General features: G+C 40.4%; 19 protein-coding genes and 1 CRISPR repeat array. Of the genes, 7 read left to right on the forward strand and 12 right to left on the reverse strand.

Annotated features, from left to right (window positions below; translation table 11 throughout):
- Positions 1 to 11: 11 nt before the first annotated feature.
- Positions 12 to 341, reverse strand: a complete 330-nt coding sequence (locus IQ276_RS03150) for a KGG domain-containing protein (RefSeq protein ID WP_193916440.1) — start codon at positions 339 to 341, stop codon at positions 12 to 14.
- 395 nt (positions 342 to 736) lie between these two features.
- Here IQ276_RS03150 and IQ276_RS03155 point away from each other — a divergent pair, with 395 nt between their 5' ends.
- On the forward strand, positions 737 to 1,195 hold the full coding sequence (locus IQ276_RS03155) for a YbhB/YbcL family Raf kinase inhibitor-like protein (RefSeq protein ID WP_228043014.1): 459 nt from the start codon (positions 737 to 739) through the stop codon (positions 1,193 to 1,195).
- Positions 1,196 to 1,309: 114 nt separating this feature from the next.
- Here the strand turns inward: IQ276_RS03155 and IQ276_RS03160 are convergent, their stop codons facing one another.
- Both IQ276_RS03160 and IQ276_RS03165 read right to left on the reverse strand, forming a co-directional pair.
- Positions 1,310 to 1,945, reverse strand: a complete 636-nt coding sequence (locus IQ276_RS03160) for a hypothetical protein (protein WP_190875584.1) — start codon at positions 1,943 to 1,945, stop codon at positions 1,310 to 1,312.
- 952 nt (positions 1,946 to 2,897) lie between these two features.
- The gene (locus IQ276_RS03165) at positions 2,898 to 3,224 is read right to left on the reverse strand and encodes a YbjQ family protein (protein ID WP_073641073.1); all 327 of its coding nucleotides are present in this window, start codon (positions 3,222 to 3,224) and stop codon (positions 2,898 to 2,900) included.
- A gap of 689 nt (positions 3,225 to 3,913) precedes the next feature.
- On the opposite strand from IQ276_RS03165, the gene IQ276_RS03170 reads away from it, so the two are divergent.
- On the forward strand, positions 3,914 to 4,594 hold the full coding sequence (locus IQ276_RS03170; protein ID WP_193924784.1) for a tetratricopeptide repeat protein: 681 nt from the start codon (positions 3,914 to 3,916) through the stop codon (positions 4,592 to 4,594).
- Between the two features lie 2 nt (positions 4,595 to 4,596).
- Here IQ276_RS03170 and IQ276_RS03175 read toward each other — a convergent pair whose 3' ends face one another.
- Positions 4,597 to 5,499: an ABC transporter ATP-binding protein gene (locus IQ276_RS03175; protein ID WP_193924790.1), complete on the reverse strand. Its 903-nt coding sequence runs from the start codon at positions 5,497 to 5,499 to the stop codon at positions 4,597 to 4,599.
- A gap of 1,158 nt (positions 5,500 to 6,657) precedes the next feature.
- Positions 6,658 to 7,123: direct repeats of the CRISPR family, unit length 30 nt; unit sequence GATCGCATCGCCCCGAAAGGGGATGGAAAC.
- A gap of 581 nt (positions 7,124 to 7,704) precedes the next feature.
- Here IQ276_RS03175 and IQ276_RS03180 point away from each other — a divergent pair.
- The 5 genes from IQ276_RS03180 to IQ276_RS03200 all read left to right on the forward strand — a co-directional run bounded on the left by IQ276_RS03180 (position 7,705) and on the right by IQ276_RS03200 (position 12,202).
- Positions 7,705 to 8,517, forward strand: a complete 813-nt coding sequence (locus IQ276_RS03180) for a TnsA endonuclease N-terminal domain-containing protein (RefSeq protein ID WP_193925757.1) — start codon at positions 7,705 to 7,707, stop codon at positions 8,515 to 8,517.
- A 12-nt stretch (positions 8,518 to 8,529) separates the two neighbouring features.
- A complete protein-coding gene (locus tag IQ276_RS03185; protein WP_235115324.1) occupies positions 8,530 to 9,072 on the forward strand; it encodes an ATP-binding protein in 543 nt (180 codons plus the stop codon).
- Positions 9,073 to 9,183: 111 nt separating this feature from the next.
- Positions 9,184 to 10,395 (forward strand): TniQ family protein, encoded by a 1,212-nt coding sequence (locus IQ276_RS03190; RefSeq protein WP_193916017.1) that lies wholly within the window; start codon positions 9,184 to 9,186, stop codon positions 10,393 to 10,395.
- Positions 10,396 to 10,831: 436 nt separating this feature from the next.
- Positions 10,832 to 11,581, forward strand: coding sequence for a TRP family putative cation channel (locus IQ276_RS03195; RefSeq protein ID WP_193916014.1), 750 nt, complete (start codon positions 10,832 to 10,834; stop codon positions 11,579 to 11,581).
- A gap of 3 nt (positions 11,582 to 11,584) precedes the next feature.
- Positions 11,585 to 12,202, forward strand: coding sequence for a DUF4231 domain-containing protein (locus IQ276_RS03200; protein WP_193916011.1), 618 nt, complete (start codon positions 11,585 to 11,587; stop codon positions 12,200 to 12,202).
- A gap of 576 nt (positions 12,203 to 12,778) precedes the next feature.
- Here the strand turns inward: IQ276_RS03200 and IQ276_RS03205 are convergent.
- The 8 genes from IQ276_RS03205 to IQ276_RS03240 form a co-directional block, all read right to left on the reverse strand.
- A complete protein-coding gene (locus IQ276_RS03205) occupies positions 12,779 to 13,228 on the reverse strand; it encodes an HNH endonuclease (RefSeq protein ID WP_193916001.1) in 450 nt (149 codons plus the stop codon).
- Positions 13,225 to 13,464, reverse strand: a complete 240-nt coding sequence (locus tag IQ276_RS03210) for a hypothetical protein (protein ID WP_190875606.1) — start codon at positions 13,462 to 13,464, stop codon at positions 13,225 to 13,227. The genes IQ276_RS03205 and IQ276_RS03210 overlap by 4 nt, the downstream gene beginning before the upstream one ends.
- 283 nt (positions 13,465 to 13,747) lie before the next feature.
- Positions 13,748 to 16,588 (reverse strand): M16 family metallopeptidase, encoded by a 2,841-nt coding sequence (locus tag IQ276_RS03215; protein WP_193915999.1) that lies wholly within the window; start codon positions 16,586 to 16,588, stop codon positions 13,748 to 13,750.
- 990 nt (positions 16,589 to 17,578) lie between these two features.
- Positions 17,579 to 18,043: a hypothetical protein gene (locus IQ276_RS03220; RefSeq protein WP_193915996.1), complete on the reverse strand. Its 465-nt coding sequence runs from the start codon at positions 18,041 to 18,043 to the stop codon at positions 17,579 to 17,581.
- A 61-nt stretch (positions 18,044 to 18,104) separates the two neighbouring features.
- The gene (locus tag IQ276_RS03225) at positions 18,105 to 18,248 is read right to left on the reverse strand and encodes a PIN domain-containing protein (protein ID WP_193915993.1); all 144 of its coding nucleotides are present in this window, start codon (positions 18,246 to 18,248) and stop codon (positions 18,105 to 18,107) included.
- Entirely contained in the window at positions 18,245 to 18,475 is a 231-nt protein-coding gene (vapB, locus tag IQ276_RS03230; RefSeq protein ID WP_193915990.1) for a type II toxin-antitoxin system VapB family antitoxin, read from the reverse strand. Before vapB ends, IQ276_RS03225 begins: the two co-directional genes overlap by 4 nt.
- A 57-nt stretch (positions 18,476 to 18,532) precedes the next feature.
- A complete protein-coding gene (locus tag IQ276_RS03235) occupies positions 18,533 to 19,114 on the reverse strand; it encodes a Uma2 family endonuclease (protein ID WP_193915987.1) in 582 nt (193 codons plus the stop codon).
- 59 nt (positions 19,115 to 19,173) lie between these two features.
- Complete coding sequence (locus IQ276_RS03240) at positions 19,174 to 19,734, reverse strand: Uma2 family endonuclease (RefSeq protein ID WP_193915984.1); 561 nt, start codon at positions 19,732 to 19,734, stop codon at positions 19,174 to 19,176.
- Positions 19,735 to 19,767 lie beyond the last annotated feature (33 nt).

Genomic DNA, 19,767 nt, shown 5'->3' on the forward strand with positions numbered 1-19,767 from the left:
GATGAGTCTATCTATTTATTCTTGCGACTCTGCCGCCCTGCCTTAGCATGTTGTTCTGGTGTGCCTCCTTGGGTTCCCTTTTCTTCAGTATCGGTATCCTCACTATCTTTATTACGATTACGCTTGTGGGAACTCTTGCCACCTTCACGGCCGATTTCAGCCATGTGTTCTCTATCCTGACTTACAGCTTCACCACCTTTGTGTCCAGCTTCACGAGCTTCTTCAGATGTAAACTCATGGGCGGTGCCCTTTTCATGGGCGGCTTGTCCCCCCTTGCTCGCTATTTCGCGTTGCTTGTCATCATCCATCGAAGCAAAACCACGTTTGCTTGTATCAGCCATGATGGTACTCCTTGTATCTAAATTAAAGCTTTTAGTTTTTTCAGCCAGTCAAAACTTTAAATTCGGTTTTTGATTTCATCAGTTATTGACTTTCTTTATTTAGCTACTTCAATTATTTATATTCATTAATCTTTAGAAATAAATATTCAACTTTCTTCTTCAACTTGTGATATACGACTAAAGTAGTTATTTACTATAAAAAATATGTAGGTCTAAAATGTAAAAAACTTCATCATGGGTACTTGATAATGTATAAAATAAAAATTTTTGTATATAAATTTATCGTTAAATATTTTTTAATCGGGCTATTTATAATTAGTTGTAGTTCTGAAAATAAGGGTAATCTTCCCATAAATTCTAGCAATAGCAGTCAATCAAAAAAGGAAGTGAAAATTATGAAATTGGAAAGCAATGCCTTTAACGCTAATGATTTAATTCCTGGTAAATACACCTGTGATGGTAAAGATATTTCTCCACCTTTACTCTGGGATGAAATTCCAATAGGAACAGAAAGTATAGCATTGATTGTTGATGATCCTGATGCACCTGGACGAACTTTTGTTCATTGGGTTGTTTACGATATTCCAAATACAACTCGCCAATTACCAGAGAATATTCCAACTGTAAAAACTTTACCCAATGGTGGAGTGCAGGGCAAAAATGATTTTGGCAAGTTTGGTTACGGTGGCCCGTGTCCACCCAGTGGAACTCATCGCTACTTTTTTAAACTTTTTGCTTTAGATAAAAGTTTAGATTTGGCAGCAGGTGCTACCAAAAACCAAATTTTAGCAGCAATGGAAGGTCATGTTTTGGCAACAGCAGAATTAATTGGAAAATACAAACGCCAGTCTTAAATAAACAAAAAGGTAGGGGCGCACAGCTGTGCGCCCCTACAGAAGATTATGGTTCAAATAATAGATGAAAAAGGCTGCAATGTCATTTAATTTTTCAGACAGACAATTAATTTTTTAAGGATTGTAATTGTTAGTTCGAGGGGCATGAACTCCAGTAACAGCTCCCATCAGTGCAGCAGCTAAACCCAACAATGAACCAAATACAAACCACCACAAAGCTCTGGAAGTTGCAGCAGCAATTTGACGGGCTTCTTCGGCAGTTACATTCGGTACGTTTCGCGGCACTGGAGTACCGGGTTGTTGTGCTTGATTGATAACTTGCCCAGCATTAGAAGCAGCAATACCAAAAGCACCGGATACTCCGCTTGCTAATAACCAAGAGCTAATTGCTAAAGTCGTAGCCCAAAAGATTGCACCGTTAAGCAACGCTGTATTGCGATTCATCGGCCCACTGGCGCGGGTTGTTACCCAACCACCTACGAATAAAGATATTAACAAACCAATGGTTGACCAAAATCCGACATTACCTGCAATATCTGGTGTAATTGATCTAGGCGCTCCCGATCTTGCAATACTGGTTGCTCCAATTGCTCCAAACAAAGCACTGAGAATTAGTTGAGTAGCTAAAGCAACTAATACACCAGAAATTATTGGACCCCAGCGAACACGATCGTGGTATTCAGTTACTCTACCAACTACTGTAGACTCAGGGGGAATAACATCATCACCTACTCGATTTACGTATGCCATAGTCTATTTTCTCGCTTGCGAATTCAGCAAAATTATTTTGTCTCAGATATATTTATGGCTATGCTTATGATTAAAATTAAATTACTAATTATGTATTTTAATCTCTATCAAGAGAAATAAATATTCTCTCTATCTTCAGCGGGAATCAATTGTTACTTTTGCAACTTGGGATGTGTTAAGGTAATTTATTATGAAATTTTATTAATATATTAATATTTATTAATTGATTTGAAAATTAATAATTATAAAAAGGAGTCAGAATGGGCTACGCCCCGCTGCGCTAACAGAATTCAGAATACTCTACCCATGTACCCTTACAGGGAAGCAAGCTACACGCAGCGTCCCGTAGGGAAGGGGTAGAGTTTTAAATGAGTGAAAAAAATTTAATACTAGTTTCGCGCCACTTGCGGGCAAGGTTTTAAACCAATATTCATTACCCAGTCGTACAGAATTCATACTGAATTCTGACTCCTGAATTCTGAATTCTGTTCAATAAACCAATACGTTTGGGTTAAGGGTTAATGGTGTCGATAATTGGTCTAGAGAAGACGCGATAAATCGCGTCTCTACATGAGGGTTTTGTTGCTCATTATGAACTGTATTGAATTATAAACATTGAAAACAACATTCCTGACTTGTCTAAGAGGATGTTTGAAAAGTCATGATTGATGTATCAAATATTTTTTACCCCACCCTAACCCTCCCCTTGTTAAGGGGAGGGAACTGGATTTCCTGTTTCCCCCCTTTATAAGGGGGGATTAAGGGGGGTAATTCGAGTTGTGTATACACCGTAAGCCCTTTTTAAGGGGGGTTAGGGGGGATCTAAAAGTATCTAAGGTCACAGCGAAATACTTTTCAAACAACCTCTCAAAAGTCGGGGATGTTGTTTTTCACAAATTTAGAATTGTGACTACTTTTTATTAACCTTTTGTGGAATACACACAAGTCTGAGTTAACGTATTCTCACAGCAGTACCTGTAGCAGTAATCAGCATTAAAACTCCTGATTGGTCAACATTGATTGTGCCAGTATCAATTTCAATTCCGATTACAGCGTTTGCTCCTAAACGTTGCGCTCGTTGTTCTAATTCATCTAGTGCTTTGCGTTGACCCTGTTCAAATAAACGTTCGTAACTGCCAGTGCGTCCACCAACAATATCCCGAATACCGGCTATAAAATCTCGCAAAAAATTGCTACCATAGACCACTTCTGCTGTCACAATACCCAAATATGATTCGATAACGGCTCCTTGAATCACATCAGTGGTAGTTATAATCATAAATTAGCCTCATGAATATTATATATGTTGATGTTTATGAAGTAGATGGACATAACATAATTAAACTAGCGATTACAAGTAATTTATACCTAGACAATTAGCTTGTGTTGTAGAGAGGTTTGATAAATACACCTCACGCAATTAAAAAAAGCGATCGCCATTCTACTAAGAGAGTATTGTCTAACTACAAACAGGAATTTCCGGAACATTTTGCTTGTTGCATTGATCTTATCGTGTAATGACCAAAAAAGGATGTAAACGCCTGGATATTAGTTTACTAAAATTAGTATTAAGGACTAAAGATTTGAGCAAATTTGATACAGACTCAGCAAGTTATTAAATAAAATAACAAACGGGTATGAATGTTCAACTCTCTCTAATATTGCTGCATCGCCTATTGATGATTAACTCAAATATTTGTTAGTTTTTTAACTAATACGTATAAGCACTGAGAAAAAAGTGTTATTTTTTCTATTCTACAGATTTATCTGTAGAATAATTGCCTTTGCTCATTGAGAGCTTACACTCCACCATTCAGTAAAAACTCTGTTATGTACTCCTGATTATGAAGGAAAGAGCAAATGAACTATTAACATCTTAATCAATGCGAAAAAATACAGTTTTCAAAAGTCCACATTTTTGTTTTAATGTACAAGAAAAAAGTCCTCTAAAATTTCAGGAAATTTACTGTGTACAAGCCTACATCATTTGTGTTTAGTGTGGTGTTACTAGGATGTTTTGCCTTTACGATGCCTGCACCGACTCAGGCTCAGGTGTTAATGGCACAAACTAAAAACCCAGAGTTAAAGCAACTGCTAGAGGAAGGACGGAGGTTAGTAGACGCTGGTGATTATGGAGGTGCGATCGCAGTTTATCAACAAGCAGGTAGGCTAGATCCCAAGAATGCTAAGATTCATTCAGGTATTGGCTACTTATACGCTCAACAAGGAAATTATCAAGCGGCATTAACGGCTTATCGTAAGGCGATCGCTATCAACCCTAACAATAGTGATTTTTATTACGCTGTCGGTTACATCAAAGCCAACTTGGGAGACACCGCCGGCGCCAAAGAAGGTTACCGTCGTGCCATACAACTGAACCGTAACAATGTTAATGCCTACTTAGGCTTAGCTGTAACCCAATCTCGTCTAGGAGATTATAGTGCAGCTAGCTGGGCATACGAACAAGCACTGAGCTTAGATAAAAATAATGCCCAAACTTATGAATTAATGGGTTCGATGTATAAACAGCGACGGCAAGCCAAACAAGCCAACACCGCCCTTCAAAAAGCCCGTGACTTGTATAAACGGCGCAATGACTTAGATGGCGTAGACAGAGTAGAAGCCATGCTGCGGCAGTTAGGGGGATGAGATTAATCTAACTGGCGTCCCGTTAATTCCACAAAAATATCTTCCAGGTTAGAGGGACGCACCATCATTCCGGTTTTATCGGGCTGTTCATTCAAGTAGATATTTGCTTCTTCCAATGAAGGGAAAAATAAATATTCCCAAGCAAGGGCGCTGTCACTTCCTACTTCAGATAAACCTAATTGCTTCATCACCAAGCCTTCACCGTGAGTAGAACGCAGTTGTTTTAGCGTTCCCAAAGAAATTAGCTTACCGCCATCCATAATACCGATGCGTCCTGGCTTGGTGGAACCGAAAGCATCGCACAAAAATTCGACCTCATCCATATAATGGGTCGTTAGTAGCATTGTCATTCCCTGCTTATTCAAATCTCGAATAATTTCCCAAAGGCGTCGCCTGGTTTGGGGGTCTAGTCCTACCGTTGGTTCATCCAAAAACAACATTTGCGGTTCATGCAGTAAAGCCCTCGCTATTTGCAACCGTCGTTTCATACCCCCAGACAGGGTTTTGACCAAATCATGACGTTTTTCTGTGAGTTCAACATATTCTAGCCATTGATTAATTAATTGTTGTCGCTGCGGGTTGCTAATGTGATGTAGTCTCCCATGCAGTTCCATATTTTCCCAAACTGTTAAATCGTTATCTACACTGACTTGCTGCAAGACTACGCCAATACTCTGTTTTGCCAACATTGGTTGGCTGACCACATCATATCCATTTACTTCTATCCGTCCTTGGGAGGGTTTGGTTAGTGTAGTCAGCATCCGAATTGTGGTAGATTTTCCCGCACCGTTGGGGCCAAGTAGAGCAAATATTTCCCCCGCTTCAATTTGGAATGACAGGTCATTGACTACAGGTACTTTGTTGTAAAACTTGTAGACGTTTTCTAAGAAGACAGCAGCAGTCATGGTAATTTTGCCCCGATTAAAAATTTCAAATCACCCAGTTTTGATGGTCGCAACTAGAATTCAGAATTAAAATAGGCTCTGTGCCTAGATACCAGATATACAGCATTTTTCAGGTACATGAAGTACATCGGTAGGGGCATAATACCATCGCAATGGACTTCGCCTCCCTGCTTGCATAGGTGTACAGACAAACGATCCTAAAGGACTTCCAAATGAAGAGAGCAGGGGGAGCAGGGGGAGCAGGGGGAGCTGGCGTTGCAGGGGGAGCAGGGGGATTAAACTAAGCCACCCACTTTCTTGTGGGGTTTCAACCTACCTTGCGATGATGCGGATTTTTTCGCCCACTAGGGGCGAGGTTTTGAACCTTGACTTTTTTCATAAAAAACATTCAATTTTTCTTGTGGGGTGGACATCTTGTCCGCCCTAAGCATTGGGCGGGCGAGACGCCCACCCCACAGGTAGTAGTTATTTATTTCTTGGTAATCTCTAACGTCAAAGTAGCAAATGCTGTCGCTAAAATAACAAATGCTGTCGCCAAAATAAAAATGCGACCGCAAAAATAAAAATGCGACCGCAAAAATAACAAATGCTGTCGCCGAAATAAAAATGCGACCGCAAAAATAACAAATGCTGTCGCCAAAATAAAAATGCGACCGCAAAAATAACAAATGCTGTCGCCGAAATAAAAATGCGACCGCAAAAATAACAAATGCTGTCGCCGAAATAAAAATGCGACCGCCGAAATAACAAATGCTGTCGCCGAAGTAGCAAATCTACTCACCGAAATTTAGCTCTGTGTCCTCTAGGTCTGAAGTAGTCAAATAAATAACTTATAAACCACAGAGGCACAGACAGCGCAGAGAGAAATCAAGAGATTTTATGCATCACGTTCAAAGAGGTACTCTTCTGTATCAAAAACTTGACAAGCACACATAACACATTTTATTGTTTAACGATGTGTTGAAACTCATCGACGCATCTCGCCCGAACCTTAAAAACCGCATAACTTCGTTGACATGCGTCGATGCCTTGTGCAGTAAGGCTTTCAGGCTACAAAATTGACGAATTTTTGAAGATTTTTTGTCTTCATCAAGAGATGCGTCGATTAGGGGGTCTGAAACCCGCTCGTAGTAAAGTTTCCAAAAGTTAACTCTTTCCGATCACATCGCCCCGAAAGGGGATGGAAACTTTGTTGCCGGAACACCCACAATCGGAAGAAATCCCCTTTCCGATCACATCGCCCCGAAAGGGGATGGAAACTCATGGCGAAGACCGCCGTCAGCGACACGAGTCCTGCTTTCCGATCACATCGCCCCGAAAGGGGATGGAAACTTTTGTAAATCAACGTAAGTCCATACTTGACTTTCACTTTCCGATCGCATCGCCCCGAAAGGGGATGGAAACGATGGCTTAATTGAATTTTCAAAGAAGCATATTGGACCTTTATGATCGCATCGCCCCGAAAGGGGATGGAAACATTCCAAGCAACACTTTTGTAGCAAAATACATCTTGGCTTTACGATCGCATCGCCCCGAAAGGGGATGGAAACTCTTTCAATTACTTGTACTTGCATTGGAAATTCTCCGTCTTTACGATCGCATCACCCCGAAAGGGGATGGAAACTAGAATTCTTCAAATTGCAGCCCTGTCACTTTACCGACATGATGGCAGTAAAGTGGAAGCAGACGATGGCAGTAAATGCACCTCAAAGGTTGATTACTTCGTGATGTAGAAAATGCGCTGGCAGAAAATCCATGAAAGAGTGGAAGCAGACGATGGCAGTAAGTATAAAAATGGAAGCACAATCGTGGCAGTAAGTATGTGCCACCAGTAAAAATCAAGAAAACCCTTATGTATCAACGGTTGTTAGGTTTACTGTATAAAAGCATTTACCCTACTTTAGGAGTGAGAATGTGAATATGGAAGTAGAAAATGCCGATGACATCAGTAGCAATGCGGTAAAAATAGCAGATAATATCATATACAAATACTGGGAAAAAACCAATTTTAATGATTGTTTATTCAGACTGTAGAAAGCAGGAAATAGCAGTCCAGGCAAAGGTTGTAAAGACTAATAGGATGGTTTTATGGAAGTAGGTAGTGTCAGTAAGTAGAAAGAATTAACGATTCTTAAATTTTGGAAGAAAAATATTGGCTTAAATATAAGTATGCAATTAAGGTAGAAATTGCATACCGAGGTAGCAATGTTGACAGAAGGTGAGTTTAGCTCATGGTCTGCATCACTCTCATTGTCATCACAGCAGTATGGAATGATTCAAAGTATACGGAGTTCTCCACCTTCCAGACGAGTCAGGGGAAGGGTTGGGAATGTTGTCGGGCGATATCCCAGTAAAAAAATGGGAGTGATAATTCAGTTTGAGAGCCACCGGAACGAATTGGCACGAATATATGAAATGGAATATGACCCAGAGGTTTTAGAATATTACGACCAACCACCAAAAATCAAATTGCAATACTGCTGTTTAAATGGAAGACAAATAGGAGTATTACATACACCAGACTTTTTTGTAATTAGACGAGATCAGGCAGGTTGGTCAGAATGTAAAACAGCAGATGAACTGGAAAAATTAGCATCAAAAATGCCAAATCGTTACCAGTCAGATAGTAACGGCAATTGGCGATGTCCCCCAGGAGAAGAGTTTGCCAAAAATTGGGGATTATATTATCAAGTTTGCTCCGACCAAGAAATTAATTGGAGGAAACAGAGAAATCTCTATTTTTTAGAAGATTATTTATCGGATAAATTAGAAGTTCCCACACAAGAGATAGTTGAAACAATCAAAATAATCTCCGCTAGTCCAGGAATAAAATTATCAGAGTTAATTGCAGCAGGAATCAATGCAGATTACATATATAAATTGATAGCAGACCAAAGGATATATGTGGACTTAGAATCATCCGCGCTATGCTCAGAAGCAGAAAGAGTGAGTTTTAAAATTCCCTATAAAACCACCAGAGACCAGAAAAATTATTCCCGAAGAAATTCAACCATATGAGGAGTTTTGGTAATGCATTCTCCCGCAGGCTTATCCCAAGAGTTATTAACAGCATCTGATGCGGATAAAATAAATTATTTTACTAACTTTACAGTAGTACATCGGCTTTTAAAGCAAGCTTATGAAGAATTGTTAGATGCGGTGAACAATCCAGGGGGTGCATCATTAATTTTCTTGTTTGGTCCTACAGGTGTGGGAAAAACAACCCTCTTATCTCAAGTAATGAAAATCATCTTTGAACAAAACCAAGGTTTAATGATGCAAGATTTAGCATATCTTCCCATTGCGGGAGTAGAAGCGCGTTCTCCAGACAGCGGTTCTTTTGATTGGAAAGATTACTACAAAAGCGTTTTAATTGCTTTAAGAGAACCATTTGCTGATTATAAGGTTAGAGTATCTAGTAGTCGGGTTTATGCTAGTGGTAGCGAACAAAAAACAGTAAAAGTTAAGCCTAACCTCGGTGATTTACGAGCTGATGTAGAGTATATATTTAGACAGAGACAGTTAAAAATTTTTCTAGTTGATGAAGCGCAACGTTTTGCCAAAATAGCTTAAATGAGGAAGTAGCTGACAACCATTCATCGGCAGATTCGGCAACGAAAATCAAACGCCAAAAACACTATCCTGGCGAACGAAATCCCAAAAGAGATATTGTTGGAGGTGGAAATGCTTGATAATCAATTGAACTTAAAACCCCCTTGGTATACTCAACAAATAGATGTACCACAACGTAGTCATTTATATCCTTTAAAACCACTATTATTAGGAACAGCGTTTACTGAAAGTTTGACCAGCTACATTACACGTTTAGCTGCAACTCACCAAATTCCCACAGGAATTTTACTGGCTCAGGAATTAGCCCCTAAAATTAATCGCTATAAAGGACCAAATCCAGATAGTTTATCACAGATATTTTTCCACATCTTTTTTAACCAAACAGGTGCATGGAATGGAACTGGAACTATGGCACTTGAGCCTTTATTAGTTTTACAAAAGCTAACTCAACAGCCTATCTTAAAATATTTAACATTAATACCTTGGTCAAAAGTTGTACCAACTAGAAATCTCTTGCGTAAATATAAGGCTTGGTGTCCGTTATGTTATTCGGAATGGAGCAACAATGGTCTTCCACTTTACGAGCCATTAATTTGGTCTATTTCAACAGTTAAAATTTGTTCTAGACATCAGTATCCTTTAATGAATTATTGTCCCAACTGTGGTCAAAATGTTTACTTGTTAGCTTGGAATACTAAAAATGGATTTTGCTGTAGATGTCATTATTGGTTGGGTACAGCTTGTTCAATGCTAGAATCAAAATTCTATCATACCGAAGAAGGAGAATGGCACAATTTTGTTGCCCAACAAGTTGGAGAACTAATTGCTCAAACACCATATTTAATTGAACCACCAAATCGAGAATCAGTCGCTCTAGCTATAAATAAGTGTATTGATGTTGTGACTCAGGGTAATGCTAAAGCTTTTGCCGAACAAATGCATTTAAGTCTTACTGTTCCTAGAGATTGGCGTGTTGGCAATGCATTGCCTCAACTTAATAAACTATTACGTGTATGCTACCGATTATCAATTTCTCTAATTGATGTTTATCTCGGCCGCCTTAATCTTGATAGCTCTATAGTTTTAAAGGATTTACCATTATCCGAACAATACTCTCAAACTAATCGCCCATTTGATCTAAATAAAGTGCGTTCCTTTTTAGAACTACATCAAGAATCTTTTCCACCCCAATCGCTCAAACACCTTGCATTCCAAATTGGTTATGACTCAGCTGATTTGTCCCGACACTTACCCGATTTGTGTCGTCGAATATCTGCACGTTATAAATTACACACCAAATCTTGTTTAAAACCCCGTGTATAATATTTATGATCTTCCGTGCCTTTATACTTTCTTTCCTTTGTGGAAGCACTTCATGGCAGTGCCCTTGTGGAAGCACTTCGTGGCAGTTACTGCCATCAAGTGGTTCAAGTAACAAGCCCCTTTGTTTGCTGCTTTCCGATCGCATTGCCCCGAAAGGGGATGGAAACACAAAAGCAAACCCAGATTTTCCCCAACAGGGATGAAAACGGGCGTTGCTGAATTTGAATATAAAATTTGAAAAATCAACTCTTCTCAACTCTTACTCTCTGCGACTCTGCGTCTCTGCGCGATCCAAATTCATATTTCTACTCAACAACGCCCGGATAAAAACGTTATAGAAACACGATTAATTGACTACTGTGCGTAATACGACGCTTGCCGAACACGACTGCAAAGCACTACTCTGGAAAACTTAAGCAGTCAGCATTTTGGACAAATGAAAAATTGTTTAAAACTTACCTTTGACAGCGGACGAACAGCATTAGCTATTCGAGTTAATCAGCAAACAGAATTACCAAATACTCTAAAACAAATAGGACTTAGTGATTCACGTCCTGTTTTAGTAGTGGTGGGCGGTGCAAGTAACATCAGTGAAGCCGACTTTCTCCGCATTCAACGGTTGTTTGTAGAAATTTTAGCCCCCATCGCTGAAACTTTGGGCGCTTATGTCGTAGATGGGGGTACGGATGCGGGAGTTATGCGATTAATGGGTGCGGCTCGTACCCAGATAAGTGCTAAGTTTGGTTTGGTTGGTGTGGCACCTGAAAGCAAAGTGGCTTTACCCAATGAATTAAAAGTTGCTGATTTGACACCATTAGAGCCAAATCATACCCATTTTTTGCTAGTTCCTGGTAGTAATTGGGGCGATGAATCTCCTTGGATATCTGATGTTGCAACGGTGTTAGCTGGTGGCGCACCTTCGGTGACTGTACTTTTGAACGGTGGTGAAGTTACCTTTAAGGATGCGTTTTCTAGCGTGAATACTGGTAGGTTAGTTGTAGCGATCGCTGGTAGTGGTAGAACCGCAGATATACTTGTTGGTGCTTTGGTTGGAAACGCCACGGACGATCGCGCTCAAGAGTTAGCAAAATCTGGTAAATTGCAGTATATCGACTTGATCGATATGGAGAAGGGAGTTGATAACTTAGGCAAAATAATTCAGGGTTTGCTTTCCACCAAGGAGTAAATAATGGCAAAAAAAGATAATTATCAAGAATTTTTAAAGGAAGATTTTAACAAATTATTTGCAGGGATGCAGTTAGGCGATGTCCAAAGACATTTTTTGCGATCGCGCTGGTTAGACCAAGTACTTTGGATGGAAGGTAAGGCAAATTTTGCACGCGATCGCCATTACTTTTGGCGGCTAACAACTATTATTGGTGGCGTCATTCTCCCGGCCTTAATCACTCTAAATATTAATACTACTTCTGCTGAAACTAAGCTTCAAAAAAATTTTCTTATCGGTTCAACTTTTTTTATTAGTCAATTAGTTGCTATTAGTGCTGCCATTGAAGAATTTTTTCACTATGGAGAACGCTGGCGACACTATCGCCGCACGGTGGAATCTTTGAAAACCCAAGGATGGCAATTTTCGCAATTGACAGGTCCTTATCGTAATTATACAAGTCACGAACAGGCATTTAATTTGTTTGCTGGTCAGGTAGAAGATATTATTCAGCGAGATGTGGAAGTATACGCCACTCAAGTTGTGCAAGATAAGAAAGAAGAACAACAGAATCAACAAAACTATATTCTGATGCAAAATACAAAAATAACTAATCTTGAAGACAATAAAGAAGAAGAATAGTCAGAATTCAGGAGTCAGAATTCAGGATTCAGAGAATATTTAAAAATCTGCGGGTTGGGGAATTTTGGATTTTACGACGAAAAGTTGGAGTTGAGGTTTACTGTGATAAAAGCTTTTCAAGACGAATTCTCGATTGATTCAATTCTGACTTCTGACTTCTGAATTCTGAATTCTTTAAATAAACTCCCCCCTGTTAGATAAAAACAAGGGGAGAGCTAAAACTAAAGTCCGGTAGGGTAATCGGGCTATTTAAGTTTTTATTATTTATCAACTTTATCTTATTCCTCCTAAAGACAGATAAATATCCGATTATAATTCCATGTTGGTAGCTTTTGAAAAAAATTCCCCATTTCTCAAGAGAAATAGGGGATATGGAGTTAAAGTTCGTCAGGTGATCGGAATATCTGTTTATTTTGTCCTGATACTATGTTTCTCAATTCCTCCGTTAGATAGATAAATAGCTAATCAATATACTCATGGATGTATTATTCAGCACTGTAATGCCAAAGAACATCCCTTGCATTACATATCAGAAAAAAAGAGGGTGAAAGCCGTCCTATTTCAAGCTTCACTTTCTTATACTTGTCGTGGATCTTCATCAGGTGGATGCCAACCACCTTTGATCCACAGACGACGCGCTTTGAGAATAGACCCTTCGTTGTGACGTTCATCATTGAGGTCTAAACGATTACAAGTAGCTCGTTCTGTGGAAGTAATGCCAACAATTTTTAGACCATCTGCTGACCAAATAAAGTGGTCATACCACTTTTGTTGCCGTGGATTAAACAGAGGTATTATTTCTCCTGTATTCGGATCAATTCCAGTTGTAAAATTATAGCGATATCCATTACAACGCTGACAAGCTAATCCTAAATTATCGTGGTCATCTGAACCGCCAAGAGATTGAGGCATAATATGGTCAATAGAAAATAAAGCGGCACTTGCTTCTTCTGAAGAATGACAGTATTCGCAAAGAAATTTAGCTCTTTCTCTCACGAATTTTTTCGTAGCATCATTAACTGTCATGACTCAGAAATGATTTTGGCATTAAGCAAGGTAAAAATTCTATCCAGTTCCAATATGCCTGACAATTCAGCTTCTTCTTCTGAAGTTAGCAATCCGCCTTTTTTCTTCTGTGACAGTTCTTCAAGTCGAGACTGCAATTCTTCAGTAAATTTAAATAAATATATGTCCCTAACTTTACTGAGTTTGATTCCAGAATCTACCCAGAATGAGGGTTGAACCATCATTTGAGTAATCATAAGCTGTGTGTTTCGTTTAATTGAGCGGACTGGTGATATTCTAACAACGAATTTTGCATTGGGCATGGGGCATTAAAATAATTCGTAATTCGTAATTCGTAATTCGTAATTACGTTTTGTAACGGGGATTTAACCCCGACACAAAACGTTCTGCCTGTAGAGGCAGGGGAATTAAACTGAACATACTTTGTTAAAAAGTCAAAAGTCAAAAGATTCTTTCTTTTTACTTTTGCCTTTTGACTTGCTCTTCCCCATCTTCCTCAATGCACGAGATGAAGTTACCTTAGCCCCCCTTGGGCACAACATCTCCAGGGCCGGCGGTGACAATCACCAAATTTTCCGGCTTAATTAAATCCTCAATTACTTGTTTGATTTGAGCCATATTAACTGCCTGAATTTGCTCAGGAAATTCTCGAATTTCTGCTCGTGAAAGTCCCAAGGCAGCATTATCTAAAATGATACTAGATACATTACTAGGATTGGCTAAATCTACAGGATAGCTGTTAGTAATTGAGCGTTTTGCTGTGTTTAATTCAGCCTCAGTCACTCCTTGTTCGCGTAATTGTTTGAGTAAAGCAACAGTACTGGCGATCGCTTTTTGGGCATCTCCGGGAGCAGTCTGCATTTGAATCAAGAAGGGACCGGGATTAATTCCGGCGGCAAAAGCACTGTAAATACCGTAGGTTAAACCCTGGCGATCGCGCACTTCCGTACCCAAGCGGCTCGCTAAGGTATCACCACCCAAAATTTGATTCAGCACCAATGCTGCATAAAAACGCTTGTCTTTCCTGGAAATACCGTTGTAGCCGATGTAGGTTACTGCCTCAGCTTTACCGGGAATTACTGGATTTAAACGTTTCAAAGTTTGCGGGAATGACACGGACGGAACTTTGAGAACAGGTGGCTTACCTGTGGCTTGCCATTTACCAAATTTCTCATTCAGCAAAGCTTTTACCTTAACTGGATCGAAGTCTCCAACTATTGCGATCGCTGTGGTATCCGGTCGATAATGTTTTTGGTAGAAACCAAGCAAATCATCACGAGTAATGTTTTTTAAACTCTCTTCTGTGGGAAAGCTATGAAACGGATGATCTTCTGGGTAAATTGCCTGTTGAAATACCCGTCTTCCCAGTCCTGTGGGGTCATCTAGCTGGACTTTTAAACTTGTCAGTGCCCTTTGGCGACTGAGTTCTAATTGGTCGGCGGGGAAAGTAGCGTTTTCTAAGACATCTGCCAGAGTTTGAATCAATATTGGCAGGTTTGCTGACAAGCCCTCACCAGTTATATTTACACCTTCGCGGCTAGCACTGAAATCTAAACCGGCTCCTTGGTCTTCTAAGGTTTTTGCTAGGGTGAGAGCATTTTTAGTCTGGGTTCCATTCATTAAGTTGATTGCAGTTAGATTCGCTAATCCGGCTTTTTGATTACCGTCAAACTCAGTACCAGCATCAATTTTGCCACTGATATTAATTGTCGGAACATTGCGATCGCTTAATAACAAAACCCGCAAACCATTATTCAAGGTAAACTCTTCTGGAAGCGATTGTTTGTTAGAGTCTGTAGCTGATGTGGCAGCTGGCAGATATTTAGCCAGTTCTGCTGGGTCTACAGGTTTACCAGGGCTGAAATTTTCCACCGTGCGACCAGAACCAGCGCTAGAAGTTCCTGGTTGACCATCTGGTTGGGTCGGCTCAAAGTAGCCGATGGTTTGTTTAGCAGGATTGAGGTAAGTTTTGGCTGCTTTTTGTATTTGGGCTGGGGTGACTTTGGCGATCGCAGCAAGATACTTTTCAATAAAATGATAATCCCCGGCCACAGTTTGGTTATATCCCAGTTGGTTAGCCTGACTAGTGATGTCCTGGTTACCAAGTATATAAGAAGCTTGCAGTTGCGTTTTGGCTCGCTTCAATTCTTCCGGGGTGACTGGCTGCTGTTGCAATTTTGTCAAAGTTTCCTGGAGTACCTGAGCAATTTTACTTAACTGTTGACCCGGAGCCGCCGTAGCACTAATTTCATACCAACCCGGTTCGATGAGTTCCGCAGCACCACCACTAACTGAACTAGCAAGTCCAGATTCCACCAAAGCCTGGTAAAGCCTAGAACTACGTCCACCTGTGAGAACAGCATCCATGACATCAATTGCCGGAACATCGGGATGCTTGATGTCTGGGAGAGGATACAGCGTTTGTAGTAGTGCTGCGCTTCCAGGTTGCTTCAGGACGATGGGTGCTTTTTGATTAGCAGAGGTGGGTGAAGAAGACGCGGGGAGGGAGGAAGACGTGGAGAGTGGGAGGCGCGGTGACGCTGTTAACGAACTCTGCGTGTCCCCGCGTAAGAGCGTCCCCGCGTCCCCGCCTCCTGTTTTTGCCAGCTTCCCATAAGTTTCTTTCACAACTTTGAGTACAGGTTCTGTGGCAAAATCCCCGGTAATCACCAAGGTGGCATTTTCTGGGCTGTAGTAGGTTTGGTAGTAATTCCGCACCTGCTCCACCGTGAATTTCTCGACATCGGCTTTTGTACCTCCCACTGGTAAGCCATAGGCTCGATTGGGGAAAGCATTTCGCATGACTTCTCGATTCAAACGATACTCAGGTGAATTTTCGTAGCCTTGTAATTCCGAGATTACTACGCGCTTTTCACTTGTGAGTTGCTCAGAACCAATTAAAGCATTTTTCATGCGATCGGCTTCTAGTGTCAGCAATGCTTCGAGTTTGTCTCGCTGCACTGTGCCAAAATAGGCTGTTTCGTCATAACTAGTAAAGGCGTTGAACTGGCTACCCAAGGCACTAAACAACCGTCCAAACTGAACTGGACGGTCGGTTGTGCCTTTGAACATCAAATGTTCTAGCTGGTGGGAAATCCCATTTTCTCCCTTAACCTCGTTGCGTGAACCGACTTTATACCAAACCTGGACACTCACCACGGGAGCGGTATGAACTTCTTTGGTTAGCACGGTTAAACCATTATCCAATACCGTTTTTTGCACTCCTTGGGTGAATGAAAGTGCAGATACGGGTGCGGGGGCTTTTGGTGTTGCAGCAATGGTAAAGTTGCCTGAAAACGGCACTAAACTTAGGAGAATACTCAGAAAAAATCCGATAAGCATGTATGCACGTAGCTTCATAAGCAGTGGGAATTCAAGTTGATAAAATACAATTTAAGAAGAAATGCCAAATTTTGACAAAGTTCAAATTAGTTGAATAGCGATCCCCTTTATAAACTGGTAATTATTTCACCGTACAAGTCGTGTTTGGCTCCCGTCCGTTGTAATTATGTAACCAATTGCCTCTGTAAATTACAGTCCATAGCGATCGCAGTCATCTTCTATCCCGGTTCATTCTCCACTTTCGATGATAGTCTGCGTAACTGGTTTTAAGAGGATGTCTCTTGAAGTATTAAATATTTCGGTTGACCCACAACTTTTTTTCAAACAACCTCTTATAGCTGTGAGCGATGTCTGACAACAAGCTACTCCAATTGGTTCGATAGATATTTTGATTGCAGGAATAGCGATCGCAAGTCCCGCGACTCTTGTCACTCACAATGTCAAGGAATTTTCTATAGGACTTACGCAAAAACTCTCTGAAACTCTTATTTCTTTGTGTCCTTTGCGTCCTTTGCGGTTCGTTTTTTCATAATTTTGCGTAAGTCCTGTTCTAGAATCGCGGGACTTGCGATCGCTGACTGGTATTGACTATCCATAACATCTATTCAATTTTCGGTGACTTCGGTTTCAAACTGCACTTGGCGGTACAAATGAGCGTAGGCGTAGCCCGTCGTAGACATCCCTATTTCTACATCTACTGTCCAATTATTACCCTGAGCAAGTTTTAATGCTCTAGCCTTTGATCTCGCAGATGGTTTCTGGCGATCGCTTCAGCTAGTCCAGCCCATTGTATCCTTGCTGGCTGCTTGGCTTGGACAATGTTGACTCCAACTTCCCTTGTAGGGAAAGGGGAAAATTCAAAGCCTTTTTACTCTTAGGAAAGAGGTTTTTCAGTTCCCGTAAAAAGTCAGCTAGAGTATATTAGAACTTAGGCAAGATGTGACCTAAAACCTTATTCTTGCGTAGTGGTAATTCATGAATTACCGCTACCTTTTGTTATCTTTTGCGTTAGTCCTGTATCTTGCTGACTAAAGCACGAATATCATCATCAGATAATTGATCTGGACTATTTGTAATAATAAGAACTTTTGCAGCCAAAATCTCATGTCCCTCTTCATTTTGATAACGACTACCATGAGCAAAATCAATAACCAGAACACCATGTTCTTGAGATAAATTAAGCTGATGTGAACCAATAAAATATCTGGTAAGTTCATCACTGTCATTGGTTCCGCTAATTTCAAAAGTTATAGTGGATTTCTCTTCTTTTAAGGGGAGTGGAGACACTTTCTCAACTGTTATTTTTATTTGAGTTGATCCCCGTAAAGGAATCCATTGGGTCTGAGTTGTACCCTGATTCTGAAAACCCTTAATCTCGATGATTCTAATAGTTTGGTGATGTAGATTGTTAACCCAGTCACTAATTTTTTTAAGTATATCATCTCTCCCACTTCCCCAAGACAAAATAGCCATTTTGAAATCTCCTGGTTTATATTCAGTCTAACGTCTGTGAACTCCCTGACTTTCTGAAAAATTATACAACAATTTCCCAAAGACTAGCGATGCTGAGATAAACGATATCTGCTGTATCGATCGCCATCCTCAGATCATTTCCAAGGCTGGAGTCATTTTCAGTTAGCCAGATAAAGGCATGAGTATCTAAAAGTAAATCACTCATTCCATATATTCCTGAAAAACTTCGAGAGGTTCATCAAAGTCATCAGGCAAAGGTAAAACAAAAGTTCCTTTTAAGATACCAGAGCGACGCTTTTTTTGTAGTGAACTTTCCTGGGAAACAGCCTTTGAATAATTCTCAACTAAATATTTGGCATAATGCAAGAGTTCTTGTTTAAGTGACTCTGGCATTTGATCTAGTGTTTGTAAAATTTCTGCATCAATAGTCATGATTTATCCTGAGAAGCTCTGCTCCTCGTAATTGTCTTTGAATTTCTGGAAGGGATTTTATTTTTCAGTGGCTTCTATTTCAAACTGCACTTGTCGGTACAAATCGGCGATCGCTATTTCTACATCCACCGATTCCAGTCGCAATATTTCATCGAAATTATACTCCGACAGCACCCATTTACCCTGTTCGCTGCGCCGAAACACTTCCACACCCGGTTGCTCTACTTGTACTAAAACATATTCTTGCAAGGTTGGAGATTGGCGATATTTGCTAAACTTTTTCCCCCTATCAACTGCTTCTGTTGAAGGTGATAGCACTTCGATAATTAAACAGGGAAATTGTACCAATTCTGGATCGCCATCGCGCTCATCACAAGTCACTACCACATCTGGATAAAAATACTTTTGCCCCAGTTCTACCTGCACCTTCACATCTACAATGTATACTTCACAGGAGCGATCGGTTAGGGCATCATCTAGAAGCTTAAAGAAATTTCCGGAAACCCGATTATGGTTGCGTGTACCACCGCTCATCGCTACAACTTCGCCATCCCAATACTCGTAGCGTTGTTCTTGGGTGGCTTCCCAAACGAGATATTCTTCTGCACTCATCAAAATGCCATCGGGTAAAGCAACCATTTGGTGCGATCAGGGAATAATTTACTTTTCTAGGATAGCGAAAACATGCCGAACGCCCCCTAGATTTTTCGCAATAATTCTCGAATTATGATCGCGCAATCACCAAAAGCTAAAGGTGAAATTGTCACATCCTCTGCAAGTATACTCTCACTGTGATAGCCGTCTGGACTGGGAAGACGATACATATACAACTTGCGTCCATTCACATCTAAAATCCAGTACTCAATAATACCTGATTTAGCATAGGCGATCGCTTTGACTTCGCGATCGTACTTGAGACTGGAATCAGCTATTTCAATCAGTAAAAACACTTCCGAAGCATTGGGATGGTGATCCTCATAATCTAATGCATTGGGCTTCACCACTGAAATATCTGGTTCTGGTTCCGAGTAATCATCAAGTTGCACTGGTGACTGAATTCTTAATAAAACTTTGTCACCCAAGCGTTGACGTAATAACCTTTCTGTGCGGGTAATTGCTGATTCGTGAGCAGTTCCTTTTGCTGACATTTTGATGATTTGTCCCGCTATTAATTCTAAGCGTTCCTCAGGATGAAAAATTCCCGCTTCCGCCATTTTGTGATATTCTTCGACACTAATTAGGCGAATATTGGTCAGCATAAGAATCACGTTAACGTCCTAACATTTTATCCC

The organism is Desmonostoc muscorum LEGE 12446 (genome assembly GCF_015207005.2).
Lineage (GTDB): Bacteria > Cyanobacteriota > Cyanobacteriia > Cyanobacteriales > Nostocaceae > Nostoc > Nostoc muscorum.